Below are 26,686 nucleotides of genomic sequence, written 5' to 3'. Positions count from 1 at the left end.
CCCCGTCGCGACCAGCTCACCGCTCCAGCTCGATCGGCTACGTAGAGGGGCCGTTGTTTTTGCCGAAACCAGGCAGTCACTGCTTCGCTGACAGGGCCAGAGCTGATGCCCGCCTGCACTTGAAAGCGCTCCAACAGATCCAGGATCAGGGATCCTCCGTCCCACCACAGCCAGTCGATCTGGGCCGGCATCAGTGGGGATCTGGTTAGCTCGGCTTGCACATGGGTGCCGGCAGAGCCCAGCAGCAGCCAATGGGATCCCTCAGCCTCCAGTGTCAACACCAGGGGATTGGTGTAGACAGCTTGCAGCCGCAGCCGCTCCGAGAAAGGCATCCGATCGCCTGGCTGCAGCACCTGATAGGGGATCTGGGCAGCTTGCACAGCACTGAGGGAGCGCAGGTAACTTTCGGAAGCCGCATTGGCCCCTCCCCCATCCCAAAATTGCCCAATCGCGCTGGCGGGACGTACTCCTTTGGAGAAAGCCGACAGCAGGATCTCCCAGCCGCCATTGGCAGAGCCGGCGGAGGTCATGGCCACCGCTCCATCCAGACGGCGCAGGCCCCGCTGCCGCAAAAAGGGCAACACCGTGCGTTCTGCCAGGCGGGGATCCCCGCTGTTGAGCAAGAGGTGGCGCCCTTCCGCTTGAATGGCCAGGATGGGGATTCGCCCACTGGCCAAGGCGGTGATCTGAACGGCTGGCCCCGGCCACAACCCCGGCCCCAACAGGATCCCGACCAGGATCAAGGCAGTGCCCTGCCAGCGGAAAGCCCGTTGCCACCGTGGCCAAAAGGTCACGGCCACCAGCGCGCCGTAGAGGAGCAAGCACTGGAGCAGAGAAACTCCGCCGGTGTAGTAGGAGCTGAAGGGCCAACCGGCTATCCAGCTCACCCAGTTGATCAAAGGCGTGAGAAGCAGCCCTAGGGGCCTTGCCAGCAGGAATCCCAGCCCTGGAGAGAGTAAAGCCACAAAGGCCACCCCGAACCCCGCCACCAGCAGCGGCAGCAACAGGATCATCAGCAGGGGATTGGCCAGCAGTGAATAGGTGGGGATGCGGCCAAAGATGGCCACTTGCAGCGGCAAGGTCCAGATTTGGGCGGCCAGAGGAACGGCCAAGGCGGTGGCCACTGCCGGGGGCAAAAAGTCCAAGCGGGAAACGATGGGAGCTGTCCCCACCAGCAGGCCCAGGGTGGCGGCGAAGCTGAGCTGGAACCCCAAATCCGTAATCCACATGGGCTGATAGATTAGCAACACCACCGCCACCACCAGCAACGTGCCCAGCGGATTGAGCCTAACTTTTCCCTGCAGGCGCGGCTCCGTCAGCACCACCATGGCTGCTGCCCCCATCAGTGCTGCCCGCAACACCGAAGGGCTGAACCCCGTCAGGGCAATGTAAAGCCCCAGCACTGCCAGAATGATCCCCTGCTGCAGGCGCACCGCCAGCCGGCGCGTCAGGACAAACACCACCCCCACCAACAGCGACACATGAAACCCAGAAGCGGCCAGCGCATGGGCCATGCCGATTTCCCGGAAGGCATCCTGCAAGTCGAAATCCAATTGGGCGGCCCGGGATCCCAGCACCAAGGAAGCCAACAGATTTCCCTGCCGCTCTCCTAGCCCGGCGATGAACGCTTCCCGCACCCGCCGCCGCAACACCCAGCCCCCCCAGCTCTTTTCCCCGGGCTGCGGGATCACCTCGCGAGCGCTGAAGCCGGCAAAAGCCCCCTGGCGCTGCAGGTAGGCTTGAAAATCGAAGCTGCCTGGGTTCAAGGCCGGACTGGGCAGGTACAGGGATCCCGTCAGGCGCACCCGTTGGTTGGGGTGCAGTTCCCCTCCTGGTGGGGCAAAGGACTCTGTCCGAGCAGCGCGAACGGGGCTGGTGGTGACATAGAGCTTGCCGGAGACCGGACGAGCCGTGGAGTTGGCTTCCAACACCTGCTCTGCTCTCAGCCAAAATTGCAGCCGTCCGCTGCGGGTGGGACGGGGTTCCGAGAGGACGGTGCCCACCAAGTTCATCTGCTGCTGGGGGGCCAACAGACTGATATCCGTCGGGCCGGGAAAAGGCTGCCGCCAACCCAGGTAACCCCAAGCCAGACACCCCACCAGCCCCATCGCCAGCCAAGTGCGGGCCAAACGCAGTCGCCGCCGACACAGCAGGGATCCCGCCAGCCCCAACCCCAGAGGGATCCCCCATCCCCATCCGGCAGCCTGAGGCCAAGCCCGCACCAGCAGGCCCAAGATCCAGCCCAACCCCAGCAGATAGGTTCTTTCCATGTGCCGCAGACCCGTCTGCCCCCCACTGTACCGATGTGGTCAAGCGGGATCCATTGCGTTGTCTTAACCTTGCTCGCCTGCCGAAAGAATTGTATTAAAGGATACTCTTTCTCGACCTTGGCAAAGGGAGTGTAGATTAGGGCTGGTCGCGCCAGCGGGATGTAGTCCTTGGCAGTTTCCTGCGCCGGCATCCTGAAAACGACCCTAAAACGACCCTAAGTTATCTGTCCCCTTCCCCGCTGTTTCCCCTAGACCCTATGCGCATCCGATCCATCCGCGTTCTCAGTGGCCCCAACTACTGGAGCATCCGTCGTCATAAGCTGATTCAAATGCGGCTTGATCTGGAAGACTTGCAGGAGCGACCCACCAACACCATCCCGGGTTTCAAAGAAAGGTTGGAGGCCCTGTTGCCGGGACTGTGGGAACACCAGTGCTCCCGCGGCTGCTATGGGGGATTCTTGCAACGGGTGGAAGAGGGCACCCTCATGGGCCATGTGGTGGAGCATGTGGCCTTGGAACTGCAGACTCTGGCCGGCATGAAAGTGGATTTTGGCCGCACCCGCGAAACCTCCACCCCCGGCACCTACAACGTCGTGTTCGAGTATCAAGAGGCAGAGGCCGGGCGCTTTGCGGCCAAAGCTGCAGTCTACCTCTGTCAGGCTTTGGTGGATGGAGAAGACTACCGCCGCGACCTAGAACTGGACATTCAAGAGTTGCGAGAGATCCGAGAGAACGTCCGCTTCGGCCCCAGCACCCAAGCTTTGCTGGACGAGGCCGCCCTGCGCGGGATCCCCTATCTGCGCCTCAACAAGGGATCCCTGGTGCAACTGGGGTACGGCGTCTACCAAAAGCGCATCGAAGCCACCACCACTGAAAAAACCAGCATCATTGCCGCCGACCTGGCCGCTGACAAGCGGGCCACCAAAGAACTGCTGCAGGACATGGGGATCCCGGTGCCCAAGGGCTATACGGTGCGTCGCCGCAGCGAGTTGGCAGCCACCATCGAGGATGTCGGGGGCTTTCCGGTGGTGATCAAGCCCCTTAACGCCAACCACGGCAAGGGCATCACCGTCAACATCACCAGCCTGGAAGCCGCCGAGATCGCCTACGATGCCGCCAGCCAATACTCCGATGTGGTGTTGGTGGAAAAGCACCTGGTGGGGGATGACTACCGACTGCTGGTGATCAACAACAAGCTGGTGGCTGTGGCCAAGCGGATCCCAGCCTATGTGGTGGGAGATGGCCGCTCCACCATTCAAGAGCTGATCGACGAAGTCAACAGGGATCCGCGGCGGGGGTTTGGCCACGAAAACGTGCTGACCCAAATTAGCGTTGATGACATGACCCTGCGTATCCTCGAAAGCAAAGGCTACACCCTGGATACGGTGCTGCCCAAAGGAGAACATTGCACCCTCAAATCCACCGCCAACCTGAGCACCGGAGGCATCGCCGTCGATTGCACCGATATCATCCATCCCTACAACGCCTTCATTGCCGAACGGGCAGCTCAGATCATCGGCCTGGATGTGGCGGGCATCGACCTCATCTGCCCGGACATTGCCCAGCCCGTCAACGAAACCGGTGGCGGCATTGTCGAGGTGAACGCTTCTCCGGGTTTGCGCATGCACCTGGCCCCCAGCGAAGGGATCCCGCGCAATGTGGCTGAGCCCATCATCGACATGCTCTTTCCCCCCGGCAGCCACACCCGCATCCCCATCCTGGCCGTCACCGGCACCAACGGCAAAACCACCACCACCCGCCTGATCGCCCACATCCTCAAAGGCATCGGCAAGCGGGTCGGCTTCACCACCACCGACGGCGTCTACATCCAAAACCATCAAATTGCCAAGGGAGACATGACCGGCCCCCACAGCGCCCGCCTGGTGCTCAGGGATCCCACCGTAGAAGTGGCGGTGCTGGAAACGGCGCGAGGCGGCATTTTGCGAGAGGGGCTGGGGTTTCCGGAATGCGATATTGGCGTGGTGCTCAACGTAACCTCAGATCACCTGGGGTTGGGGGATATCGAAACCCTAGAAGACATGGCCCGCGTCAAATCCGTCTTGGTGGAAGCGGTACACGAGCGGGGCTACGCCGTCCTGAATGCCGACGATGGCCTGGTGGCAGCCATGGCCGCCAATGTTAAGGCGACGGTGGCCTACTTCAGTATGAACCCGGAAAATCCCCTCATTCAAAAGCACATTGCTTCCGGGGGCACGGCGGCTGTTTATGAAGAGGGCCACATCTCCATTTTGAAACGGGGCTGGAAACTGCGCATAGAAGATGTAACCAAAATTCCCCTCACCCTCTCTGGCAAGGCCAGCTTCATGATCCAAAATGTGCTGGCCGCTACTTTGGCAGCCTTCCTGCACGGGGTTTCCATCGACGACATCCGCATGGCGCTGGGCACCTTCACCAGTTCTGTAGCCCAGACCCCCGGTCGCCTCAACTTGTTTGATGTAGGGGGCTACCAGGTGTTGGTGGACTATGCCCACAACCCAGCAGGTTACGAAGCCATTCAAAGTACCCTGGAGCGCTGGGATTGCCAACGAAAAATTGGGGTTATCGGCGGGCCTGGGGATCGGCGCAACAGCGACCTACGAGAGCTGGGAGTCTTGGCAGCGCGCATGTTCGACCGAGCCATTGTCAAAGAAGATGATGACCGGCGAGGACGGGAACCAGGCGAGGTGGCCGCCCTAATCCGGCAGGGTTGGGAACAGGAAAAGGCAGGGGATCGTCTGCAGGAAATCTTGGATGAGGCAACTGCTATCGAAACCGCTTTGGAAAAGGCCGAACCCGGAGACCTGGTGGTGATCTTTCCGGCGGATGTACAGCGCACCATCCAGATCATCACCCGCTTTCAAGACAAGCTCAATCCCAAACCCAGTTACCGTGGCTCCTCCTACAGCATCGGCCCAGATTTGATCTCCCCCAGCCCTGACGTCAAACTGTCTTAGGCTGGCTGCCGACAACTCCAGAGTGCTCTATGGCCTCCATTCCTGGACAGACATCGAGAATTGAGTGGGTGGAGATGACCCATAAGTCCTCGGCGGCGATATCCTAAGTTTAGGCTGGCGGGGGCGGGTGACTTGTCTTTTGGGAAGCAGCAGGTGTTCGGCTCAGGGGATCCTCGGCTTTTCAGAAGCCTTAACCGTTCTAAAAAAGTCTGAGGGATGGCAGACAGAACTTTGGGGATCCCAAAAGGTCTAAAGACTCCGTCCCGCCGACGCGATGGGAATGTCGTTAGGGTAGTTGTGAATTTGGCAAGGAAAACAGCTCATGGACAGCGCTCTGCTTCAAGCGGCTCGCCAGATTTATCAATTTCATCTGCAGCATCGACCGGAAGTGCTGGAGCAACCTCCGCGGGGGGTAGTTATTCACCGCCGTACCCTGCGAGGGGATCTGATCTTTTCCGAGTTCCCCATCCTGCTGCCCCAGGAAACTTTTATTCCGCTGCAGCAATTGGAGCCGCTGCGGTGAGGCACAAGGAGCTACGCTGACAGAGCAGATCCTTCCTTTTTCTGCCTTTAGGGACTCCGTCCTGCCGACGCGATGGGAATGGCTGCCATGCTCGAGATTCTCCCCTACTGCACAACGCTCACATGATGTGGCTGAGCATGATGTGGCTGAGCAGCGCCGACGCCAACAGAATCTGGGAGCTGCGCCTGTTGGCCTGGGTGCTGGTACTGGTGCTGGGGGCCTGTGTGGGCAGCTTCTTGAACGTGGTGGTCTATCGCCTGCCGCAGGGTCTTTCTCTGCTCCATCCCGGATCCCATTGTCCAAGCTGCAAGACGCCGCTGGGCCCCACGGAGAACATTCCCATCCTAGGCTGGTTGTTGCTGCGCGGTCGCTGCCGCCATTGTGGAGCGCAGATTAGCTGGCGCTACCCTGCCGTTGAGGCGTTGACAATGGGCCTGTTTGCCCTCAGCATCGGCGCTTTGGGGTTTTCTGCCCAAGGGATCCTCACCTGCATCTTGTTGAGCTGGCTGTTGGCCCTGGCGCTCATCGATCTGGATACCTTTTTGCTGCCGGAGGAGCTGACCCGTTCAGGCCTGGTGGTGGGGCTTTTGGCCCGCCTGGCTCTGCCGTGGCTCCAGGGATCCGGATCCCTGGCCGCTACAGGCCTGTCACTGGTGGAAGGGATTGCAGGAGCTGTGCTGGGCCTCTGGCTGCTGGAGGGCATTGGCCTCTTGGCCCAGTGGGCCTTGCGACGGGAGGCCATGGGTGGGGGAGATGGCAAGCTGTTGGCCCTGATCGGCATGTGGTTGGGGTGGCAGGGGGTGGTGGTGGCCCTTCTTTTGGGTTCCGGGTTTGGCCTGCTGGCTAGCTTGCTGGCCATGACCAAGGGGCGGGCCCGCCTGGGAAAACCCATCCCCTTTGGCCCCTACCTGGCCTTGGGTGGAGGGGTAGCGGCTCTGGCCGGATCCCAACTGGTGGAGGGCTACCTACGCTGGGCCGGATTGGTGGGGTAGAGGGAACGTCCATTCAACATTGGATACTTCATGTTTCGGGATCTATGACTTCAAACTGATCGGGAAAAAGAATGAGATTAAAATATCGAAAACCTCCTACCAAGCTCAAATCCGGAACCGCTAAATCAACCGCATAGCCTTCAGTGGGATCTGAGTAACATTCCACAATGGATCCCTGAGTTCCAGCAGGAATAGTGGTCTCGCTGAAATACTCCTTGACATCTGCCACAGTTTTGACTCTACTGTATGGCTTGATTCTAGAAGTGGTTTTACTCATCATTGTGTACCTCTAGCCAATTGGTGACCAAACGAGGGATTAAACTTTCCTTATCAACCTGCCACACGGTCACTAAAGTGCCTTTTTTCTGATTGAGGCCCAAAATTTCAATCTTGACTCGATAGCGGCTTCCATAGGGTGTTGGAAACGGATCCCCGGCTAAGGCGCAAGGCAGAGCAGCAGTAACCTGTTGCAGAATGTGAGCAAATCCCACCCTTCTTCCCTCTGGTGTACTGACATCATAGCCAAGCTCTGCAAAGGCAATCCACTTGCCTTGATTTCCAGGATTAGCTGGATTCATAGAGTAATCAACGAACTTGGCAGGATCCACTGCTGCTTCAGAAGCCCTGGGCAAGGATCCGGCCATGGTTGCAGCTTTTGCCGACTTCACGTAAGGTCTAAGGACTCCGTCCCGCTGGCGCGAACAGTAGCCCAGACGTCTCACGCTAACCTGAAACAACCATATTAATTACTCCACCCCTTCGATTCTGTCCTCGATCTCCTGATACAGCTCCTGCAGGCGCTCGATATTGGCCTGGGAAGTCTGCCAGTAGCCGCGCCCATGCACCTCTAGCAGGGATCCGACAATGCGCCGGAAGGAGTGGGGGTTGAGGTTCATCAAGCGCTGCCGCATGGCCTCATCCTTGATGAAGGTCTCGTTGGTTTCTTCGTAGATCCAGTTGTCCACCGCACCTGCCGTGGCCGACCAGCCCGAAGTGTTGACCAGCCGCTTGGCGATCTCCCGTACCCCTTCGTAGCCGTGCTTGAGCATCCCCTCATACCACTTGGGATTGAGGAGCTTGGTGCGGGCGTCCAGACGGATGGTTTCGCTCAGGGTGCGGATCTGGGCGTTGGGCGTGGTGGTATCCGCCATGTAGGCCGAGGGGGCCTTGCCGTCGGGGCGCAGGCTTTGCACCAGCTTGGTGGGATCCGCGTCGAAGTAGTGGCTGACATCGGTCAGGCTGATCTCCGAGGAGTCCAGGTTCTGAAAGGTCACATCCACCGTCTTCAAGCTGGCTTCAAAAAGCTGCCGCATCTGCTGGTTAGGCAGATTCGAGCCAAAGGCAAAGGACTTGCGGGATAGGTACATCTCCCGCAGCTCGCTTTCATCTTCCCAAGAGCTGTTTTCCACCGCCAGGTTGATGTTGGCCGAGTAGGAGCCAGACGCATTGGAAAAGACCCGCGTCGCCGCCTGTTCCAGGGTCAGCCCCAGCTCTTCTGCCTGCTGCAAGGCGTGCTTGCGCACAAAGTTCAGCTCCGGTGGCTCCACCGCTGCGGCCGCCAGCTTCACCGCCCGGTCGATCAGGTCCATCTGGTTAACAAACAGATCCCGGAATACCCCAGAGCAGTTCACCACCACATCGATTCGGGGACGGCCCAGCTCCTCCAAGGGGATCAGCTCCACCTTGTTCACCCGCCCCAGGGCATCGGGTTTGGGTCGCACCCCCAGCAAACACAGCACCTGCGCCAGGGATTCCCCGTAGGTCTTGATGTTGTCGGTGCCCCAGAGCACCACCGAGATGGTTTCCGGGTACCGGCCACCGTTACTGCTCATCTCGCGAGCCAGCAGCCGTTCCACCACCATCTCCGCCGACTGGATGGCGGCTGCCGTGGGGATGGACTGGGGATCCAAAGCGTGGATGTTGCGCCCTGTCGGCAACACATTGGGGTTGCGGATGGGATCCCCTCCTGGCCCCGGCAAAATGTACTCCCCTTCCAAGGCCCTCAGCAGGGATCCCAGCTCATAATCTGCCGTAATTTGCTTGAGGCACTCTTCCAGAAATTCAAACAAGGGCTTCAAAAGATCCGGATCCACCTGGGGGTAGCCCGCTTCTTTTAGGACTGCCAACCAGGGGGCTTGCCGGCCCATGTTGAAAAAGTTGAGCTTGGCCACCCGCGCGACCCGGCCCTGGGCGTCGGTCTGCTCCTGCACCAGCGCCGCCACTGCCTTTTGACAAGCTTTGTTGATGCGATCCAGCAGCTCCGTATCCGCCAGGTGTCCCCGATCCCGGTTGCGGTAGATCTCATCGATATCCCGGCCCAGGCTTTGGGCAATAATGCGCGGCAGGCCCAGGATCCCTTCTTCGGGGCGGTCGATGCTGGCAATGCTCACCAAGGTGGCAATCGCCTCTTCGGCGGTGGGGGGCGCCCCGATCACGTGCAGGCCACAGGGCAGCAGCCGCGACTCGATCTCCATCAGCTGGGCGTAGAGCTTGCCCACCACCCTGTCCCGCTCTTCCAAGCTCAACTGGGCGGCGTCCCCCTGGGGCAACTCCACATCCTTGTCCAGGTTCACCAGCCGCGCCTTGTCGCAGATGGCGTTGACGATGGCGATGCCCCGCGCCCCCTCCCGCAGGGTTTGGTAGGAGCCGATCATCTCCCGCAGCTCTTGCAGCCCCTTGTAGAGGCCGGCGTTTTCTGCCGGCGGCGTCAGGTAGCTGATGGTGCAGGCGTAGCCCCGCCGCTTGGCAATAGTGGCCTCACTGGGGTTGTTGGCGGCGTAGTAGTACAGGTTGGGCAGGGATCCAATTAGATTATCCGGATAGCACTCGCCCGACATGCCGATCTGCTTGCCCGGCATAAACTCCAGGGATCCATGGGTGCCAAAGTGCAACACCGCATCCGCCCCCCAAACTTTCTCCAGGTAGGTGTAGTAGGCAGCAAAGCCGTGGTGGGGGCTGGCTGACCTGGAAAAAAGCAGCCGCATGGGATCCCCTTCATAGCCGAAGGTGGGCTGCACCCCGATGAACACATTGCCAAAGTGCTTGCCGTAGATGAGCAGATTTTGCCCATCGGTATTCAGGTGCCCCGGCGCTGGCCCCCAGTATTGCTCGATGGCTTTCACGTAGGGTGTCAGCGCCTCGTACTCCCGCACCGACAGTTTGGCGGCCACATTCAGCTCCGGGCTGGCGTACTGGGCCTGGGGATCGTGCAGGATGGACTCCATCAGCTCCTGCGGGGTTTTGGGCAGCTCGGGGCCGAGGTCATAGCCGTTGTGGGCCAGGGCCTGCATCACCCGGTGAATAGAGGCAAATACATCCAAGTAGGCTGCTGTCCCCACATTGCCCTTGTCCGGCGGGAAGCTGAAAACGGTGATGGCGATCTTCTTCTCCAGCTTGGGCTTACGTCGCAGGTTGGCCCACTTAATCGCCCGCGCCGCGATCAACTCAATCCGATCCTGCATGGCATGGGCTTTGCCGGTGGCCGCGTCCCGCCCTGAGAGGATGATGGGATCAATGGCCCCGTCCAGCTCGGGAATGGCAATCTGCAGAGCCACCTGCACCGGGTGCAGCCCCAGGTCGCTGGCAGCCCATTCCTCCGTCGATTGAAACACCAAGGGCAGCGCCACCATGTAGGGGCGATTCAGCCGTTGCAGCGCTTCCACCGCCTTGGGGTGATCCTGCCGCGCCGGCCCTCCCACCAGGGCAAACCCGGTTAGCGACACGACCACATCCACAATGGGCGCTGTCTTCTGCGCGTTCCAGAAAAACTCGTTCACTGGCTTGGAGAAATCTAGACCCCCCGCAAACACCGGCACCACCCGCGCCCCGCGCGACTCCAGCTCTTGCACCATGGCCACGTAGTGGGCATCATCCCCCGTCACCAGGTGGGTGCGCTGCAACACCAACCCCACGCAGGGAGCCAAGGGATCCTTCACGTCCTGCGGCAGATCCTCGCGGGCGTTGTACCAATCCAAATACTCCGCCAGACTGGCAAACATCTGCGGCGCCAAGGGGTGCCAGATGCCCATCTCCAAGTAGGTGACCGGCTCGGCAAAGGAGAGCTGCCCCCGCATCCCCGGCAGGTAGCGATCCGCCAGCATCAGCAAAAAGTTCTCCAGGTTCTCGCGGGATCCCCCCAGCCAATACTGAAAGCTGAGCATGAAGTTGCGGGCATCCTGCGCCTTGTCGAAGGGCAGATACTTCAGCACCTTGGGCAGCGTCTGCAGCAGCTTCAGCATCCCCTCCTGGAAGTTGGATCCCTGCTGGCGCTTGCGCATGAACTGGGCAATGGCGCTCTTGGACTGGCCCAGCTGCGCCATAGAAAAGGATCCCATCTTGTTCAGGCGCATCACCTCTGGCATGGAAGGGAAGACCACCACCGCATCCAGCCGTTCCCGCAGGGGTTCTACCGCCTGCACCACCTTCTGGGCAATGTCCTCGATGAAGATCAAGGATCCAATAAAGACATTGGCCGTTTCCAGATCCCGCCGAAAAGCCTCATAGCCCGCGGGATCCCGCAGCTCCTCCACCAGATAGCCGGACAGCTCCACCGCCAGCTTGGAGTTGTGGGCGTTGATGTGCTGCACTGCTGCGGTCAGGGCACTCTGATATTGCGGCTCCAACACCACATACACCACCTTCATCAAGCGGCGATCCCCTACCTCGGCAGGGGTAACGTGGCGGGTGATGGGCTTAACCAGAGTAAACATGCGGTCGCTCTCCGTCGTGCAATGCAAAAATTGGGTAAACCGGGGAAAGGATTCTGTCCTGCTAACGCGAAAGGACTCCGTCCCGCTGACGCGATAGGCAGGATCCCCTATTGCTTGTTTCCCGTTCTACCAGAGAAACGGATCCCTGCTGGGGGCATGGCGGCAAGGTCGTAATAATTCGCAATGATCGCTGAGGTACTGTAAAGGGGAAGAGGATCCCTTCCCCAGAGAGCGTCCCCTTCTAAGGATCCAATGGACTTCTCACCCCGCGCCCGCCTTTATTCAGCACATGGGTGTAAATCATGGTGGTTTTGACATCTTTGTGGCCCAACAATTCTTGGACGGTGCGGATGTCGTAGCCGTTTTGCAGGAGATGAGTGGCAAAACTATGGCGGAAGGTGTGGCAACTGACCCGCTTGGGGATCCCGGTTTTTTGGACAGCTTGTTTAATCGCCCGTTGTAATCCAGACTCATGCAAATGATGGCGGCGGGTGATGCCAGTGCGAGGATCCTGAGATAACCTTTCTGCCGGAAAGACATATTGCCAGCTCCACTCCCGCTCCGCATTGGGATACTTGCGCTCCAAAGCAAATGGCAGATAGACTGAGCCGTATCCTTGTTCCAAATCCTGCTGATGTTGTCGCTTTGCCCAGAGCAAGTGTTCTTGCAAAGGTTCCACTAAAGTTTCTGGCAGCATCGTTAACCGGCTCTCCATCCCTTTACTATTGCGAATCACCAGTTGCCGTTGGTTAAAATCCACATCTTTGACCCGGAGCTGCTGGGCTTCCGCCAATCGCAAGCCACTGCCATACAGCACCTGCACCACCAAGCGATGGATCCCGGATAGATGCACAATGATGGCTTTGACCTCCTCAGGGGTTAAGACCGTAGGCAAATAGCGTGACCGTTTGGCTCGCACGGCGTCTAGGTCAAGGTCTAGCTCCAGATGCAGCACTTCTCGGTAAAGGAACAACAGCGCACTGAGAGCCTGGTTTTGGGTGGAAGCGGCAACCTTACCCTCCACCGCCAGGTGAGTGAGAAAGGCGTTGATTTCTTCGCCGCCCATCTCCTTGGGGTGTCGCTTGTTGTGAAACAAGATAAAGCGACGGATCCAGAGAAGATAAGATTTCTCGGTTTGGTAGGAGTAGTGTTTGACCCGGAGGGCATCACTGACTTGCTCCAGGAGCTTTCTGGGTCTAGGTATGGGTGTGTTAATGCTCATTCAGCCAGATAAAAACCCTTTGGAGGTAATTATCGCTCAAAATGTTGACTATACAGACAAATTAGGGTAGCATTACACTAGGCGATGGAAAAGTCTGCTTCTTAGGTGATTATCAGTCATCTAGCTGCAGAAACACATGTTAGCCGCCTTGAGACAGGTCTGACACCAGCGTAAATGTCAAAGCAAACTCTGGCATTTGTCTGCGAGAAGAAAGATAGGAGAAGAGCATCAGTGAATAACGAAGAAAAGAAAGAGCTTTTCACCCATAAAATTGTGGCAGGCAGTCGCACCTATTTTTTTGATGTAAAAGAAGCCAAAGATGGAACTAAATATCTGGTCATTAGTGAGTCACGGCAGACGGGTACAAGTTACGATCACAGCAGAGTGATGATTTTTGAAGAGCATTTGGAAATGTTCACCGAAGGCTTGCAGAAAGCATTGCAGTTTTTGGGTGTCAAGAGCAAAGCATACAATCTCGATAACATAAGGCAAAAGTATCCAAAGGCCTACGAACGGTGGACATCTGACGAAGATGAGCGATTGAAGACAAAATATCATGAAGGAATTGGCATCGTCGAATTGGCAACATTCTTTCAAAGGCAGCCAAGTGCAATTCGTTCCCGATTAGCAAAGTTGGGTTTATTGTCAGCACGAGAAGATCAGAAGTGAATTGCAGGAAGTAAGCGGCGGCTAACACGCGCATGCACCCGACAGGCTTCGCCTCGCTGCGCTCGGCTCGCCTGCGGGTGATGCGCAAACCGTTAGCCAGCGCGACTTAATCTCAAGTGTAATAATATCCAACATCGAGGAGTTGGAAAGATGAACACAGTGATTACCATTCCTCTGGATGCAGATACAGCGAGACTTTACAGTCAAATTCCTGCTGACCTGCAAAGAAAGTTTCAGTTGTTACTTAACCTTTGGCTGCGCGACCTCATCGTACCACCGCGTCCCCTTCAGGTTGTCATAGATGAAATCAGCCAAAAAGCACAGGAGCGTGGCTTAACTCCTGAGATACTGGAATCTCTGCTGAATGTCGAATGAACCATGCTTTGTTTTTGATACCAATGTTGTTATCAGTGCGCTCCTGTTGAGATGTTCTGTCACTCGTCAAGTCTTTGACAGGGCAACACAGAGAGGCAAATTGCTTATCTCACGTGTGACCGTTGAAGAATTGAGCGATGTCCTGCGGCGCAAAGGATTTGAAAGGTATATAACCGAGGAAGAACGGATGGAGTTCTTGAGCACTTTTGTTAGAGATGGCGTCTTGGTGGAGATTGTAGAGCGCGTGGCGACGTGTCGTGATCCCAAAGACGACAAGTTTCTTGAACTGGCTGTTAATGGCAAGGCAAGATGTGCGTGCCGTTAGATGTACCCAGAGACAAGATGATGAGCAAGCTCAAATGCCCTCATTGCGGGAACCCAGGGATCCCTGTCCTCTGCAAGGTGTGCCTCGGCTCAACTGTGCCTGCGACCTGCAAAGCGTTATGAATCTTTGTTTGAGTCGTAATTGAGAGGAAATAGGTGAGCTATAATTCCTAATGGACTTTTCTTTTCATTGCAGGTTGGGTAATGCAAAAACAGGAAGTCCTTACATTACTGGCAAATCACCAGAACACTCTGAAGGACTTTGGCGTAAAGTCTCTAATGCTCTTTGGTTCAGTAGCAAGGGATGAAGCGCAAACAGACAGTGATATCGATCTGCTAGTAGAGTTTGACCGTCCAGTTGGATTGTTCACTTTTGTACGCTTGAAACGATATCTAGAGGAAATTTTAGAGAGTCCGGTTGATCTAGGTACGCCTGACTCCCTCAAGCCCTATCTGCAAGAATCCGTTCTCCGGGAGGTGGTTCGTGCCTTCTAGAGATTGGCAGAACAGAGTAAGAGACGTGCTAGCTGCGATTGAAGAGATCCGAGAGTTTATAAAAGACATCACGTTCGATGAATTTCAAGTCGATCGAAAGACAGTTGGGGCAGTTTTGTATAATCTTGCAATTATTGGTGAAGCAGTTCGCGGCATTCCACCAGAGGTGGAGGCTTCGCATCCTGAAATTCCATGGGACGAAATGCGGGGAATGCGGAATATTGTGATCCATGAGTATTTTCAAGTGAGTTTGTCCATCATCTGGCAAACGATTCAAGAAGATCTTATTTTATTAGAACCTCTCTTCGACAATTGATAAACCCTTAAGAGAAATGTATAATGTCGGAAGTAACAGCAGCATTAGACCTCACCTCATGCCCGGCTCCGATCCAGCGCGCCCATTTACTGTGGTGGTTGCCGACAACTTCCACTATGTGGAGAAATATAAAGAGTACGAGTACGGAAAGTTTGAGACCCTCGAAGCCGCAATTGCCGCTTGTAAGCGTATCGTCGACGAGTTTTTGATTGAGGCTTTGCGGCCCAGCATGACTGCTGACGAGCTCTACAGCGAATACACTTCGTTTGGAGACGACCCGTACATCGTTGGCTCGGAGGAGCCGGAAGTTCCCTTCTCAGCCCGTACCTAAGCAAAGGCGCGGTGTCTGGAGTTATGTGGATCCCAATCTGCACAAAACGCTGATGAGGATGAATCCGACAAATTGCCGGAGCAGCATCGGAAATAGAGGCAATTAAGTTAGATGAGGATCCCTCTGGGCCAGGATATATGGTTGTTTCAGACTGCAGGAAAGCAACTTGGGGATCCCAGGTTCCCCTAGTCTGCTTTGGGAGACAGATAAGGGGTATGTTTGTGTTGGCCGGTTAGAGATCGAAGGCAGGGCAAATGTCCCAGACTTATTCGGAATGACTATACCTCTACAGGGGCTGAAGTCGGTGTTGCCAGGGAAAGCCATATCCTTGCTAGATTGAAGTCATGGGATCCCTGACTCTACCCGGTAGAACTGAACTTTATGACCGTCCCTCTGATTCACAGCCGTGACATTCTAGAGAGCCGTCTCAAGGAGATTCCTGCTGAACCCGGCGTATATTTAATGCGAGATGCCACGGATCAGATCCTCTATGTAGGCAAGTCCAAGAAATTGCGCTCTCGAGTGCGATCTTATTTCCGCTTCACCGGCGACCTGTCCCCTCGCATTCAGCACATGGTAGCTCAGGTTTGCGAGATCGAGTTTATCGTAACCGACAATGAAAGTGAAGCCCTAGCCCTAGAAGACAATCTGATTAAGACCCATCAGCCCCCTTATAATGTTCTCCTTAAGGACGATAAAAAGTATCCCTATTTGTGTATTACCTGGTCGGAGCCTTATCCCCAGCTTTACATCACCCGCCATCGTCGCCTTGATCGGAATCAAGATAAATATTACGGCCCCTACACGGATGTTGGTCTATTGCGCCACACCCTTGGACTGGTCAAACGAATTTTTCCCTTGCGCCAACGGCCCAAACCTCTGTACAAAGATCGCGCCTGTTTGAACTACGACATTGGGCGCTGCCCCGGGGTATGCCAAGGCTTGATCAGCCCAGAAGAGTATCGCAAAACGCTGACTCAAGTGGCCATGATCTTCCAAGGCCAGACAGATGAGCTGATCCGAGAGCTGCAGGAGAAGATGATCCAGGCCGCCGAACAGGAAAATTATGAGGCAGCCGCACGATATCGGGATCAAATTCGCGGTTTGGAACAATTGGGAGAATCCCAGAAGGTCTCTTTGCCTAACTCTACCGTCAGCCGTGATGCTCTGGCCTTGGCCATGAATGATTCACGAGCCTGCATTCAATTGTTTCAGGTGCGGGCAGGCAAGTTGGTGGGGCGGCTGGGGTTTGTGGCCGAAAACCGCGGTGACGACCCAGGCCTTATCTTGCAGCGGGCTTTACAAGAGCATTATCAATACTGCGATCCGGTGGAAATTCCCTCTGAGATTTTGACCCAGTATGAATTGCCCGATCACGATTTTCTGGAGTCTTGGCTGAGCCAGAAAAAAGGCTGCAAGGTCAGCCTCATTGCTCCCCAACGGCAGAGCAAAGCTGAGTTGATCGAGTTGGTCGAGCGGAATGCCGAACTGGAGCTAACCCGCACTCAGCGCTTGGCGGATCGGGATGCCGCGGCCTTGGAGCGCTTGGCAGAAGTCTTGGATTTGCCGGATGTGCCCCGCCGTCTAGAAGCCTACGATATTTCCCACATTCAGGGATCCGATACCGTGGGCAGTCAGGTGGTGTTTATCGATGGCCTGCCTGCCAAACAGCACTACCGCCGCTACAAGATTCGCAACCCTGAGGTGCGCCCCGGTCACTCCGATGATTTTGCCAGCCATGCAGAAGTGGCCCGGCGTCGCTTCAGCAAAATGACCCCTGAGGATCAGCCGGATTTGGTGCTCATCGACGGGGGCAAGGGGCAGTTGTCGGCAGTCATGGCCGTCTTGGCAGATTTAGGGCTGGATCACCTGCCGGTAATTGCCTTGGCCAAACGAGAAGAAGAGATCTTTCTGCCGGGGGATCCCGTGCCCCTGCGGTTGACCGCCCAAGATCCGGCTCGCTTGTTGTTGCAACGCCTGCGAGATGAGGCCCACCGATTTGCTCTCGCCTTTCATCGCCAGCAACGGAAAGCGCGTCAGCATGCCTCTACGCTGGACGAGATCCCCGGCCTAGGCAAGTATCGGCAAAAGCTGCTGATGGAAGAATTTCGGTCGATTGCCCGCATTCAGGTGGCTTCAGAAGACCAGCTGGCCCAGGTGCCCGGCATTGGCCCGAAGATTGCCCGACAGATTTACCGCTACTTTCACCCAGAAACTCAGGCGGGATCCCCGGAGACAGCGCAGGTGGAGTAGTTGAGAATCCGCGCAGGGATCCCTGCTCCCCCAGCACTCGGTGGGGTGATATCCACAGAAGCCTGAGCACCCTTCCTCGCCCGTGATTTTACGAGATCACGGGGGAACTTGTAGTGCGGGAAACATCGCTTAAGGCAGAAATGATACATAATCCCAAGGACAGGTGTTCTCAGTGCCCTGGTACTGCTTGCCAATAGGGGATCCTGATGCTGGCCGAACTTGATGTGCTCCTGGAAAATGCCCCCATTGGGATCTTTCGTGTGGATCTGCAGGGACGATACCGGTTTGCAAATGCCAAGCTTGCCGAGATATACGGCTATACTTCCTCTGCCCATTTGATGCGCCATCTGTCGGATTTTGGCCATCGTCTCTATGCTGACGCTGCCGGTCGTCGCCAGTTTTTCCAGGATCTGCTTGCAGGCAAAGTCGGCGACGGGAGAGTGGCGCAAGAGTTTTTGATCCACAGTCGCAAGGGCTTGGACTTGTGGGTGCGAGAACAAATTCAAGTCGCCCGCAATCCGGCAGGGGATCCCCTCTATTTTGAGGGGTATGTGGAAGACATCACGGCACAGAAGCGGGCTGAACAAGCGCTTGCAGAGAGCCAGCTCCGCTACGAAAGGCTGGTTTGCGCTATTCCACAAGCCTTGATGATTTTTAGCCGAGAAGGCCAATGCCTAGAGCTGATTTCTTCCCTGGAGAATACTTATTTTGCTTCACTCTCAGCAGAGCATATTCAGGGAAAAGCAGTGGGAGAGCTGTTCGGCCCTGAGGTTGGCGATCAACTGCAGAGGCTGATTGACCGTTGCTTGAGCAGCGGATCCCGGCAAACTCTGGAGTTTCCCCTAACCAACTCAGCAGGGGAGCTCCGTCACCAGGAAGTTTGCGTGGTTCCCCACGGAGCAGATTGCGTGCTTGGCTGCATTCAAGATATCACCGAGCGCAAGCGGCTAGAGCTGGCCTTGTTGGAGATTCAACAGCGATTCTGGGGAATTGTGGAGTCCTGCAATTTGGGCATCTCTCTGCTGCCTCTTGAGCCAGAAGCTAGTCCGCATGGCATGAACTCAGCCCTCAAGGATATAACAGGATATTCTGCAGAGGAATTGAAGGCTTTGCCTCTGGAGGCCTATATCCCAGATTTGGCTGATGTTGAAACTCTAAAAAAACTTTGGCAGGAGTTGGTTGATGGCCGGCGCAGTCATTATGAATGGGAACATCCCTACACCCGTAAGAATGGCCAAATCATCTGGGTAAAGTCTCAGGTTTATGTTGTGAGAGATGAAGAACAAAAGCCTCTGTTTGCCGTTTACTTCCTGGATGATATTAGCGAGCGCCGATCCATCAAATCTGCTCTTGAGGAAATTCAAAACCAATTGCAGGGGATCTTCAACTTCTGTAGCCAAGGGATTGCTCTGATGAGCCTGGATCCTGATCCCCAGTATCTCAGCCTCAACCCGGCAATGGCAGAGATTACGGGGTATAGCGAGGAAGATTGGTCAGCTCTGAAAGCGGAAGATTACACCCCCTATCCTGAAGATCGAGAACGGGGCGAGATACTCTGGAATGAATTGATTGCCGGATACGCTAGCAACTATGAATATGAAAAGGTGATCCGCCGTAAAGATGGCAGAGAGATCTGGGTTCGACTGCAACTGTCTGTAGTGCGAAACGCTCAAAACGAGCCTCTGTTTGCCATTCAATTTCTAGAAGACATTTCCGAGCGAAAAAGGGCCGAAACTCACCTGCGAGAAAGTTTGGCCGATCTGGCCCGCAGCGAAGCACGTTACCGCGCTCTTTACGAAGCGATCCCAGATATGCTTTTGCAAGTGGATCGGCAAGGGCTAGTCTTGTCCTATAAGCCCCCCAGAGGATTTGCATCCGCCTATCCCGATGACCGCTATCTCAACCAATACATTCAAGATCTGTTTCCAGAGCATTGGAAAACCTACTTTGCCCCTTTGCTAGAGAAAGCCTTTCAAACGGGAGAAATTCAGGTTATTGAATATCCGCTTCCCAAAACTTCTCAAGACACTGCGGAAGCATTGCCGGAATATCGCGAGGCCCGTCTGTTGCCCTTTGGGCCGGATGAGGCCATTGTTTTGGTGCGCGATATCACCCTGCGCAAGCGCCTGGAGCTGGCCCAGCAAACACGAGAAGCTGAATTAACAGCCCTGGTGCAACAGCGAACCCAGCAACTGGAACGCAGTCTGCAGTTTGAATCGATTCTGCGCCGCCTTACCCATCAGATACGGGCAACTCTGGACGAAAAGCAGATCTTGCAGACGGTTGTGAACGAGCTGGGGAAATTTTTGGGCGTTCTTTTTTGCAATGTCGGCCTTTACGATAGCCGCCGAACCTACTCCCTGATCAGCTATGAATACACGACGCTTTCGACCTCTGGGGTCGGGGCTCGGGTTTGGATGAGAGATTTTCCCCTCTTCTACGAACAGCTATGGCGAGGCTGGTGCTTTCAACTGTGCGCTCGGGATCGTCAACGGGATCCCGACACTTTGCCCCCTTATTTGACCAAGCTGGCCTGCCCCATTGCCGACGATCAGGGCATTCTTGGGGATCTGTGGCTGGCCCGGCCCCCTGAGGAGAGTTTTAGCGATTGGGAAATTGATTTGGCTCAGCAAATGGCGGCCCAGTGTGCGATTGCCCTGCGACAGGCCAGGCTCTACCTCAGCAGCCAGGCTCAGGTGACGGAATTGAAAAAACTCAGCCAAATTAGGGATAACTTCCTGGCCGCCGTCTCCCATGAGCTGCGCACTCCCCTTACCAGCATTAGCCTCTCGGTTCACCTGCTGAAACTGAGCCATCAAGTTTCTCCTCTCACCCCCAAGCAAATCCAGTATCTTGAGGTTCTGGAGCAGGCGTGCGAGCGAGAGATCTCCCTAATTAACGATCTTCTGGATCTACAAAATTTGTCGGGCAATACGCTCAAGCTGCCCTCTGAGCAGGTTAACCTGCCTCTCCTTTTGGCACCTCTTATCAATCGGTTCCAAGACCGGATGCGCAAGCGGCAGCAAACCCTAGAAGTTCACTGGGATCCCCACCTGCCCTATCTGCACACCCATCCCCGCCTGTTGGAACGCTTGGTCTGTGAGCTTTTGACCAATGCCCACAAATTCACGCCCGCCGGCGAACACATTGTCCTAGAGGCTGTTGCTTTAGGTTCCGACCGCTGGGAGCTGCGCTTGACCAACACGGGCACCACCATTCCCCTCGAAGAACAAGAACGCATTTTCGAGCAGTTTTATCGCATCCCCCACTCGGATCCCTGGCAGCAGGGGGGAACAGGCTTGGGATTGGCTCTGGCCCAAGCCATTGCCAACCACTTGGGCGGCTCTTTGCAGGTGGAAAGCACTGCCCACCAAACCACGTTTATTCTTCGCTTGCCCGCAGCAGAATCTTGTTGACGATTCGGTTTGGGCCACTTATGGTGAGATTTACCATATGGGGGGCAGGGTGAAGGTAGCGCTGTTGCAACTGAACTACATCGTCGGCGATCTAAGCGGAAATGCCGAGCGCATCCGTTCAGCGGTTGAGGCAGTGGCGGCGGCGGGAGCAGAGTTGGCCATCACCTCCGAGCTGGCGTTGCTGGGATATCCACCCCGCGATTTGTTGCTCTATCCGGCCCTGGTCGAGAGGGCAAGCCAGGTTTTGCAGCACTTGGCCAGCCGGTTACAGGCCAGCATTCCGGTAGTCGTGGGATCCGTGCAGCCCAATCCTCTGCCTGAGGGTCGGCCCCTTTACAATGCTGCTGCCTGGCTGGAGGGGGGCCAGATCCGCCACTGGTTCCAGAAGTCGCTCTTGCCCACCTACGATGTATTCGATGAGGATCGCTATTTTGAGCCGGGATCCCAGCCCCAACCCATCGAGTACCGTGGCCGCCGCCTGGGCTTTACCATTTGTGAAGACATTTGGAACGACCGCGATTTTTGGCAGCACCGTCGCTACCACTGGGATCCGGTGGAAGAGATGGCCCGCTGCGGTGCCGACCTGCTGATTAACCTCTCGGCTTCCCCCTTCAGCCTGGGCAAACAGAAGTTGCGGGTGGAGATGCTGGGATCCCTGGCCCGCAAGCACGCCCTGCCCATTCTCTATGTCAATCAAGTGGGGGGCAACGACGATCTCATCTTCGATGGGGCCAGTTGCGCCCTGGATCGCTGGGGTCGGGTTGTGGCCCAAGCGGCTGCCTTTCAGCCAGATCACCTCATCCTGGATGTGGACGAGTTGACCCAGTCTCCCAACCCAGACCAGAATCCACCGACTACGGGATCCCGCTGGCCGACTGAGCCGGAAGCTGAGCTGTACGAGGCGTTGGTTTTGGGCACCCGCGATTACGTCAGCAAATGTGGCTTTCGCGAGGTGCTATTGGGCCTGTCGGGGGGGATCGACTCTGCCGTCACTGCTGTGATCGCCGCCGATGCCTTGGGGCCGGAGCGGGTGCTGGGGGTGCTCATGCCCTCTCCCTATTCCAGCCCTGGCAGCCTGACCGACGCCTACCAACTGGCGCAAAACCTGGGGATCCCTACCCTGAAGCTGCCGATTCAGTCCATCATGGAGAGCTACCACCAGCTTTTGGCAGAGCCCTTTGCCGGCCTCCCCCCAGACATCACGGAAGAAAACCTGCAATCTCGCATTCGCGGCACCCTCCTCATGGCCCTTTCCAACAAGTTCGGGCGGCTGCTGCTGACCACAGGCAACAAATCAGAGCTAGCAGTGGGCTACTGCACCATTTACGGGGATATGTCCGGCGGCCTGGCGGTGATTTCCGATGTGCCCAAGACCTGGGTGTACCGCTTGGCTCGCTGGATCAACCGACAGCAGGAGCGGATCCCGCTTGCTACTCTGACCAAGCCCCCCTCAGCGGAATTGCGACCCGGCCAACAAGATAGCGACAGCTTGCCCCCCTACGATTTGCTGGACAAGATCCTGCAGCGGCACATCGAGCAGCATCAATCCAGCCCCGAGTTGGTGGCTCAAGGGTTCGATCCCGACATCGTGCAGCAGGTGCTGCGGCTGGTTCAAAAAGCCGAGTTCAAGCGACACCAAGCTCCCCCTGGGCTACGCATTACCGATCGCGCCTTCGGCACCGGCTGGCGCATGCCAATCGCCAAGCGTCAAGAAGGGATCATCTAATGGAACTAGTGGGATACCCTCACACCAGCTCCTCCGTCAGAGGGAGAAAGGGAAAGATTCGGCGCTGTCGGAATTGCTTGGAGTAGTTGGTGCCCGCTCAAGCTTTGTTGCCATTCAGAACGGCTACAACTGGTGCAGTCAAGCTTCCTGCTCAATACCCTGCTCAATACAATAAAGGGCCTGCAAGCCAGCAGACCCAAGGAAAAGCCAAAAGGCGGTAAGTTGAGGTCTCTTAGATCAGGCCCAGCCAGGAAGCAACGCCTTGGCCCGTCACCGCTTCGATGACAATGGCCAGCACAAAACCAATCATGGCAGCCCGACCGTTGAGGCGCTCGGCATACTCGTTAAAGCCAAACTTGGGCTCAGACAAATTGGGATTAGACATGAGAACCTCCAGGGTAAATGGGAACGACAGGGAGTGGGATCCGTAAAGAACGAAAACGAGAACGGCACTTGACCTTCAGTATAGTTTGCATTTCTTCATGATCGCAAGCAAGGTGGTCACCCGCTGCCGATGGCGGCGATGATCTGCCGCGCCAGGGGAATGGCCGCCTCATAGGCTTTGCCCTGATGCAGGTGCAGCACCAGCGTCCAGTTGGGATCCGGCAGGGGCCAAAAGGCCAGCAACCAGGCTTGAAAATCTTCTGCCCAGAGAATTGGTCGTCCTCGTCGTTGAGGATTGAGGATGGTGCCAGACTTGGCTGCCACTGGGATCCCTTCTGGGGCAATGCCGCGACAGGTGCCCGCTGTTGCCGCCAGGCTCATGCCAGCATGGAGAGCCTCCCAAATCCAAGCCGGTAAAGAGAAAGCGGGCAGAGAGACCTCGCCAGAAAGGGGTACACCTCGGCGGGCAATCACGCCCCCATAAACCAACAGCTCCCAGGGATCCACCGGCCCAGCCAGACCGGTCGCCAAGAGCGGAGCCGGAGTTGTATTCTGCACACTCCCTAGGCCGAAGCGCCGCAGCCACTCCACCAGGGTATCGGCCCCCAGCTCCCAGCCCAACTGGTAAAAATGCACGTTGCAAGAGTGGGCCAGGGCCTGGCGCAAGTTCAAAGCCCCATGGCCGCGGGGATCCCAGCAGGGTAGGCGGCCCAACCCCAGTTGCGGCGGCGGATCCCACCAACCCGGACAGTGGATCAAGCGCTCCCCAGAGCTGATCCCAGTCTGCAGAGCAGCGGCGGCAACGGCGCATTTGACGGTTGAGCCAGGGCTGGCCCTGATTCTGGAAGCCTGCTCCGGCTGCCAAACCCTTGTTAAACGACCGGTGTTCAGGTTGAGGACGGCGGCAAAATCGCGCGGATGGGGCAGCCCTGCAGATTTCCCCTGCAAGCCCCAGGTCAAAGCAGAACCCAACAGCCAGGCTCCACAGGTGCGACGGTTCATCTGCTGTTGGCCCCGAAAACCCAGCCAGACAAAAGCGGATCCCTGTTACAAAAATTCGGAAATCGCAGCCTTCTCACGGACTAGGGTAATCTGAGTTCAGGTCAATGGAGATAACCCTCATGGCAATTCAGCGTGGTGCCAAAGTCCGTGTGCTGCGGAAAGAATCCTACTGGTACCGGGATGTGGGAACGGTTGCGGCGGTGGATACCAGCGGCATTCTTTACCCGGTGATCGTCCGCTTTGACAAGATCAACTACTACAACATCAACACCAACAACTTCCGCGAAGATGAGCTGGAAGTGTTGGAAGCTCCCAAGGCCAAGGCCAAAGCTGCTCCGGCCAGCTAAACCAACAAGGGTTCTGATGCCGGGGACTGTGTTCTTGAGCAAGTCGTTCTGTGCCTGAACTGCCGGAAGTTGAAACAGTTCGGCAAGATTTGCAACGCCTCACCTTGGGGCCGCGGATACTTGCGGTGGAGGTGCTCCTGGCCCGCACCATTGCCTACCCTGCAGGGGAGATGTTTGGGCGGAGCTTGATTGGCACCCGTTTTACCCAGTGGCAGCGGCGAGGAAAGTATCTCCTGGGATCCCTGGATTCGAGAGCTGTTCTGGGCGTGCATCTGCGCATGACCGGGCAGTTGCTCTGGGTGCAGGGATCCACCCCTTTATCAGCTCACACTCGTGTTCGTTTGGCCTTCGAGGAAGGGTGGGACTTGCGCTTTGTGGATCAGCGCACCTTTGGCCAGATGTGGCTGGTGCCTGCCGGTGTTGAGCTGGAGGCGGTGATCCCCACCCTGCAGACTTTGGGGCCGGAGCCCTTTTCGCCAGCTTTTTCTGAGGCCTATTTCCAGGCTGCCCTGCAGAAGAGCCGCCGTCTTATTAAAACCGCGCTGCTGGATCAATCGCTGGTAGCCGGGGTGGGCAACATTTACGCCGACGAAGCCCTGTTTCTGAGCGGCATTCACCCTTTGACGCCAGCAGTTCAGCTTTCGGATGTGGCCAAGGCACGCCTGCGAGAAGCTTTGATCGAGGTGTTACGGGCCGGGCTGGAGCAGCGGGGCACCACCTTGCGGGATTACCGGGATCTGCGTGGGCTCAACGGCAACTATCAAGGGCAAGCGTGGGTGTACGGTCGGGAAGGGGATCCCTGTCGCCTCTGTGGCCATCCGATTCGGCGGATCAAGCTGGCAGGGCGTTCGGCCCACTTTTGCCCCCGCTGCCAGCCGCAACAGAGCTAGTGGCGCTCCTCAAGATATGGGGGATCCCTGGGGAAATGGGCCAGAGCGGCTACCATCAGCAGTAGGAGGGGATCCCGGTGAAAACCATGGGATGGGCACGGCTCCAACCTGTAAAGCCCTTGATGAGGGGAAGTCGCCTCTGGTCGGGAGCGCTGTTGGCGCTGGGGATCCCGACGGCTGCGGCCTTTGCCCAACTGGAGTTGGATGCCCAACTGGGCCGCTCCCAAATTGTTTTTCCCAGCAAAGATTGCCCCGCCTGCAACCTAACGGGGGCAGAACTGCCGGGAGCTGACCTCAGTGGGGCCAACCTGAAAGAAGCGATCCTCAGACAGGCCAATCTCCAAGCTGCCGACCTCTCCCAAGCAATCCTCAATCTGGCCGATTTGAGAGGGGCCAATCTGAGTGGCTCAGCTCAGGCAGGGGCTTTCTTGTGGGAAGCTGATCTGGCGCAGGCCAACCTGCAGCAGACAGATCTGACGGGTGCCAATCTGCAGGTGGCCAACTTAAGCGGGGCCGACTTGCGTCGAGCCATCCTCACCGGCGCCGACCTCACAGGGGCCAAGTTACACAATGCCGATCTGCGGGGGGCCGACCTGCGAGGCGCTTTTCTGGAGGGGGCGGATCTGACCGGCGCCCTGTACAATGCCCAAACCCGGCTGGATCCCACCTTCAACCCTAGTGCTTGGGGCATGGTTTTCGTGAAAGAAGGATCTTGACCAAGAGTTACCGCTTGCTCCGCCATTTGATTTGGGATCCCCCCTTGGGCAGATTAAAACCAGCACCCCCTCGGCTGGGATCCCCTGCCATGACTTCCCCTGTCCGCGTTCTCATTGCCGACGATCATCCCCTCTTCCGGCTGGGGCTGAAGTTTGCCCTGCAAGCGCAAGGATTTGAGGTGGTGGCCGAAGCCGAGACGGGATCCCAGGCCGTCCACCATTGTCGCAGTTGCCCCATCGACGTAGCCATTTTGGATGTGCGCATGCCGGATGGGGATGGGATCGCCGCCTGCCAGCAAATCACAGAGCTGGGTCTGCCGGTGGTGGTGGTGATGATGACCACCTTTCAGGAGCCGGGTCTGATTGAGGCAGCCCGCCGCGCCGGGGCCAAAGGCTACCTTTCCAAAGAGACCGACCCGGCGGAATTGGCCCGCGTCATCCGTCAGATTTTGTCCAACCCCGAACGAGACTGGCTGCCTGCCCGACAGGAGCTGCCCAAGCTCACCCCCCGCGAGCTGTGTGTGCTGCAACTGATGAGCGAGGGCTTGGCCAACAAACAGATTGCCCGCCGTCTGGGCCTCAGCATCGAAACCGTCAAAGAATACGCCAGCACCGCCTACCGCAAGCTGGATGCTAGCGACCGTGTCACCGCCCTGCTCAAAGCGCAGCAACTGGGGATCTTGTGAATTGGAGAAAGGGCTTGGGGATTCCCCCCAGAGGTGGGGATTTGCGGCGGCCATGATCACCGCCATACTGTTGCTAGCTTGGCATC

At 57.0% G+C, this 26,686-nt stretch carries 22 protein-coding genes; 16 read left to right on the top strand and 6 right to left on the bottom strand.

The features are described 5' to 3' along the window. Positions 1-2,270, bottom strand: a 2,270-nt coding sequence (locus NW842_RS04930; RefSeq protein ID WP_414417585.1) for a ComEC/Rec2 family competence protein, incomplete at its 3' end; no start/stop codon positions are given. A gap of 257 nt (positions 2,271-2,527) precedes the next feature. Here NW842_RS04930 and cphA point away from each other — a divergent pair. From cphA to NW842_RS04915, 3 genes are all read left to right on the top strand, one after another. Next, positions 2,528-5,224: a cyanophycin synthetase gene (gene cphA, locus NW842_RS04925; protein ID WP_414373191.1), complete on the top strand. Its 2,697-nt coding sequence runs from the start codon at positions 2,528-2,530 to the stop codon at positions 5,222-5,224. 322 nt (positions 5,225-5,546) lie between these two features. Then, the gene (locus NW842_RS04920) at positions 5,547-5,747 is read left to right on the top strand and encodes a hypothetical protein (RefSeq protein WP_414330572.1); all 201 of its coding nucleotides are present in this window, start codon (positions 5,547-5,549) and stop codon (positions 5,745-5,747) included. 122 nt (positions 5,748-5,869) lie between these two features. Further along, entirely contained in the window at positions 5,870-6,739 is an 870-nt protein-coding gene (locus tag NW842_RS04915) for a prepilin peptidase (protein ID WP_414373194.1), read from the top strand. 269 nt (positions 6,740-7,008) lie between these two features. Here NW842_RS04915 and NW842_RS04910 read toward each other — a convergent pair whose 3' ends face one another. From NW842_RS04910 to NW842_RS04900, 3 genes are all read right to left on the bottom strand, one after another. Continuing rightward, positions 7,009-7,383: a DUF6883 domain-containing protein gene (locus tag NW842_RS04910; RefSeq protein ID WP_414330567.1), complete on the bottom strand. Its 375-nt coding sequence runs from the start codon at positions 7,381-7,383 to the stop codon at positions 7,009-7,011. Between the two features lie 102 nt (positions 7,384-7,485). Next, positions 7,486-11,448, bottom strand: coding sequence for a magnesium chelatase subunit H (locus NW842_RS04905; RefSeq protein ID WP_414417584.1), 3,963 nt, complete (start codon positions 11,446-11,448; stop codon positions 7,486-7,488). A gap of 241 nt (positions 11,449-11,689) precedes the next feature. Further along, on the bottom strand, positions 11,690-12,670 hold the full coding sequence (locus NW842_RS04900; protein ID WP_414343089.1) for an integron integrase: 981 nt from the start codon (positions 12,668-12,670) through the stop codon (positions 11,690-11,692). A 174-nt stretch (positions 12,671-12,844) separates the two neighbouring features. On the opposite strand from NW842_RS04900, the gene NW842_RS04895 reads away from it, so the two are divergent. The 9 genes from NW842_RS04895 to NW842_RS04855 all read left to right on the top strand — a co-directional run bounded on the left by NW842_RS04895 (position 12,845) and on the right by NW842_RS04855 (position 22,575). After that, positions 12,845-13,339: a DUF3276 family protein gene (locus NW842_RS04895; RefSeq protein ID WP_414417583.1), complete on the top strand. Its 495-nt coding sequence runs from the start codon at positions 12,845-12,847 to the stop codon at positions 13,337-13,339. Between the two features lie 150 nt (positions 13,340-13,489). Then, positions 13,490-13,714 carry a hypothetical protein gene (locus NW842_RS04890; protein WP_414329510.1) on the top strand — a complete coding sequence of 75 codons (225 nt, stop codon included), beginning with the start codon at positions 13,490-13,492 and terminating at the stop codon, positions 13,712-13,714. Then, positions 13,704-14,039, top strand: a complete 336-nt coding sequence (locus NW842_RS04885) for a putative toxin-antitoxin system toxin component, PIN family (RefSeq protein WP_414329508.1) — start codon at positions 13,704-13,706, stop codon at positions 14,037-14,039. The genes NW842_RS04890 and NW842_RS04885 overlap by 11 nt, the downstream gene beginning before the upstream one ends. Positions 14,040-14,242: 203 nt before the next feature. After that, positions 14,243-14,533, top strand: a complete 291-nt coding sequence (locus NW842_RS04880; RefSeq protein WP_414329506.1) for a nucleotidyltransferase family protein — start codon at positions 14,243-14,245, stop codon at positions 14,531-14,533. Beyond that, positions 14,523-14,849 (top strand): DUF86 domain-containing protein, encoded by a 327-nt coding sequence (locus NW842_RS04875; RefSeq protein ID WP_414417582.1) that lies wholly within the window; start codon positions 14,523-14,525, stop codon positions 14,847-14,849. The genes NW842_RS04880 and NW842_RS04875 overlap by 11 nt, the downstream gene beginning before the upstream one ends. A 58-nt stretch (positions 14,850-14,907) precedes the next feature. Beyond that, positions 14,908-15,180, top strand: a complete 273-nt coding sequence (locus NW842_RS04870; protein ID WP_414347213.1) for a hypothetical protein — start codon at positions 14,908-14,910, stop codon at positions 15,178-15,180. Positions 15,181-15,561: 381 nt separating this feature from the next. After that, the gene (uvrC, locus tag NW842_RS04865) at positions 15,562-17,433 is read left to right on the top strand and encodes an excinuclease ABC subunit UvrC (RefSeq protein ID WP_414417581.1); all 1,872 of its coding nucleotides are present in this window, start codon (positions 15,562-15,564) and stop codon (positions 17,431-17,433) included. Positions 17,434-17,639: 206 nt separating this feature from the next. Then, on the top strand, positions 17,640-20,849 hold the full coding sequence (locus NW842_RS04860; RefSeq protein ID WP_414417580.1) for a PAS domain S-box protein: 3,210 nt from the start codon (positions 17,640-17,642) through the stop codon (positions 20,847-20,849). A 37-nt stretch (positions 20,850-20,886) separates the two neighbouring features. Then, positions 20,887-22,575: an NAD+ synthase gene (locus tag NW842_RS04855; protein WP_414350371.1), complete on the top strand. Its 1,689-nt coding sequence runs from the start codon at positions 20,887-20,889 to the stop codon at positions 22,573-22,575. A gap of 232 nt (positions 22,576-22,807) precedes the next feature. Here the strand turns inward: NW842_RS04855 and NW842_RS04850 are convergent, their stop codons facing one another. Both NW842_RS04850 and NW842_RS04845 read right to left on the bottom strand, forming a co-directional pair. After that, positions 22,808-22,960, bottom strand: coding sequence for a chlorophyll a/b-binding protein (locus tag NW842_RS04850; RefSeq protein ID WP_011429120.1), 153 nt, complete (start codon positions 22,958-22,960; stop codon positions 22,808-22,810). A 116-nt stretch (positions 22,961-23,076) separates the two neighbouring features. Beyond that, positions 23,077-23,961: a penicillin-binding transpeptidase domain-containing protein gene (locus NW842_RS04845; protein ID WP_414350373.1), complete on the bottom strand. Its 885-nt coding sequence runs from the start codon at positions 23,959-23,961 to the stop codon at positions 23,077-23,079. Between the two features lie 119 nt (positions 23,962-24,080). On the opposite strand from NW842_RS04845, the gene NW842_RS04840 reads away from it, so the two are divergent. The 4 genes from NW842_RS04840 (at position 24,081) to NW842_RS04825 (ending at position 26,600) form a co-directional block, all read left to right on the top strand. After that, positions 24,081-24,308 (top strand): photosystem I reaction center subunit IV, encoded by a 228-nt coding sequence (locus NW842_RS04840; protein WP_414329200.1) that lies wholly within the window; start codon positions 24,081-24,083, stop codon positions 24,306-24,308. A gap of 50 nt (positions 24,309-24,358) precedes the next feature. After that, the gene (locus tag NW842_RS04835) at positions 24,359-25,198 is read left to right on the top strand and encodes a DNA-formamidopyrimidine glycosylase (RefSeq protein WP_414350375.1); all 840 of its coding nucleotides are present in this window, start codon (positions 24,359-24,361) and stop codon (positions 25,196-25,198) included. Between the two features lie 122 nt (positions 25,199-25,320). Continuing rightward, entirely contained in the window at positions 25,321-25,914 is a 594-nt protein-coding gene (locus NW842_RS04830) for a pentapeptide repeat-containing protein (RefSeq protein WP_414350376.1), read from the top strand. A gap of 89 nt (positions 25,915-26,003) precedes the next feature. Continuing rightward, complete coding sequence (locus tag NW842_RS04825) at positions 26,004-26,600, top strand: response regulator (protein WP_414350377.1); 597 nt, start codon at positions 26,004-26,006, stop codon at positions 26,598-26,600. Positions 26,601-26,686 lie beyond the last annotated feature (86 nt).

It is taken from the genome of Synechococcus sp. R55.4 (genome assembly GCF_047461935.1).
Taxonomy (GTDB): domain Bacteria; phylum Cyanobacteriota; class Cyanobacteriia; order Thermostichales; family Thermostichaceae; genus Thermostichus.
This window is presented reverse-complemented; position numbering and strand designations above follow the sequence as displayed.

What these genes read in the sequence shown, in the direction of transcription:
- NW842_RS04850 (WP_011429120.1), bottom strand. Translation starts at nt 22,960, where the DNA reads ATGTCTAATCCCAATTTGTCTGAGCCCAAGTTTGGCTTTAACGAGTAT.
- NW842_RS04855 (WP_414350371.1), top strand. Translation starts at nt 20,887, where the DNA reads ATGGGGGGCAGGGTGAAGGTAGCGCTGTTGCAACTGAACTACATCGTC.
- NW842_RS04910 (WP_414330567.1), bottom strand. Translation starts at nt 7,383, where the DNA reads ATGGCCGGATCCTTGCCCAGGGCTTCTGAAGCAGCAGTGGATCCTGCC.
- uvrC (WP_414417581.1), top strand. Translation starts at nt 15,562, where the DNA reads ATGACCGTCCCTCTGATTCACAGCCGTGACATTCTAGAGAGCCGTCTC.
- NW842_RS04885 (WP_414329508.1), top strand. Translation starts at nt 13,704, where the DNA reads ATGTCGAATGAACCATGCTTTGTTTTTGATACCAATGTTGTTATCAGT.
- NW842_RS04920 (WP_414330572.1), top strand. Translation starts at nt 5,547, where the DNA reads ATGGACAGCGCTCTGCTTCAAGCGGCTCGCCAGATTTATCAATTTCAT.
- NW842_RS04860 (WP_414417580.1), top strand. Translation starts at nt 17,640, where the DNA reads ATGCTGGCCGAACTTGATGTGCTCCTGGAAAATGCCCCCATTGGGATC.
- NW842_RS04840 (WP_414329200.1), top strand. Translation starts at nt 24,081, where the DNA reads ATGGCAATTCAGCGTGGTGCCAAAGTCCGTGTGCTGCGGAAAGAATCC.
- NW842_RS04845 (WP_414350373.1), bottom strand. Translation starts at nt 23,961, where the DNA reads ATGAACCGTCGCACCTGTGGAGCCTGGCTGTTGGGTTCTGCTTTGACC.
- NW842_RS04890 (WP_414329510.1), top strand. Translation starts at nt 13,490, where the DNA reads ATGAACACAGTGATTACCATTCCTCTGGATGCAGATACAGCGAGACTT.
- NW842_RS04825 (WP_414350377.1), top strand. Translation starts at nt 26,004, where the DNA reads ATGACTTCCCCTGTCCGCGTTCTCATTGCCGACGATCATCCCCTCTTC.
- NW842_RS04915 (WP_414373194.1), top strand. Translation starts at nt 5,870, where the DNA reads ATGATGTGGCTGAGCATGATGTGGCTGAGCAGCGCCGACGCCAACAGA.
- NW842_RS04870 (WP_414347213.1), top strand. Translation starts at nt 14,908, where the DNA reads ATGCCCGGCTCCGATCCAGCGCGCCCATTTACTGTGGTGGTTGCCGAC.
- cphA (WP_414373191.1), top strand. Translation starts at nt 2,528, where the DNA reads ATGCGCATCCGATCCATCCGCGTTCTCAGTGGCCCCAACTACTGGAGC.
- NW842_RS04900 (WP_414343089.1), bottom strand. Translation starts at nt 12,670, where the DNA reads ATGAGCATTAACACACCCATACCTAGACCCAGAAAGCTCCTGGAGCAA.
- NW842_RS04895 (WP_414417583.1), top strand. Translation starts at nt 12,845, where the DNA reads ATGTCAAAGCAAACTCTGGCATTTGTCTGCGAGAAGAAAGATAGGAGA.
- NW842_RS04830 (WP_414350376.1), top strand. Translation starts at nt 25,321, where the DNA reads ATGAGGGGAAGTCGCCTCTGGTCGGGAGCGCTGTTGGCGCTGGGGATC.
- NW842_RS04905 (WP_414417584.1), bottom strand. Translation starts at nt 11,448, where the DNA reads ATGTTTACTCTGGTTAAGCCCATCACCCGCCACGTTACCCCTGCCGAG.
- NW842_RS04880 (WP_414329506.1), top strand. Translation starts at nt 14,243, where the DNA reads ATGCAAAAACAGGAAGTCCTTACATTACTGGCAAATCACCAGAACACT.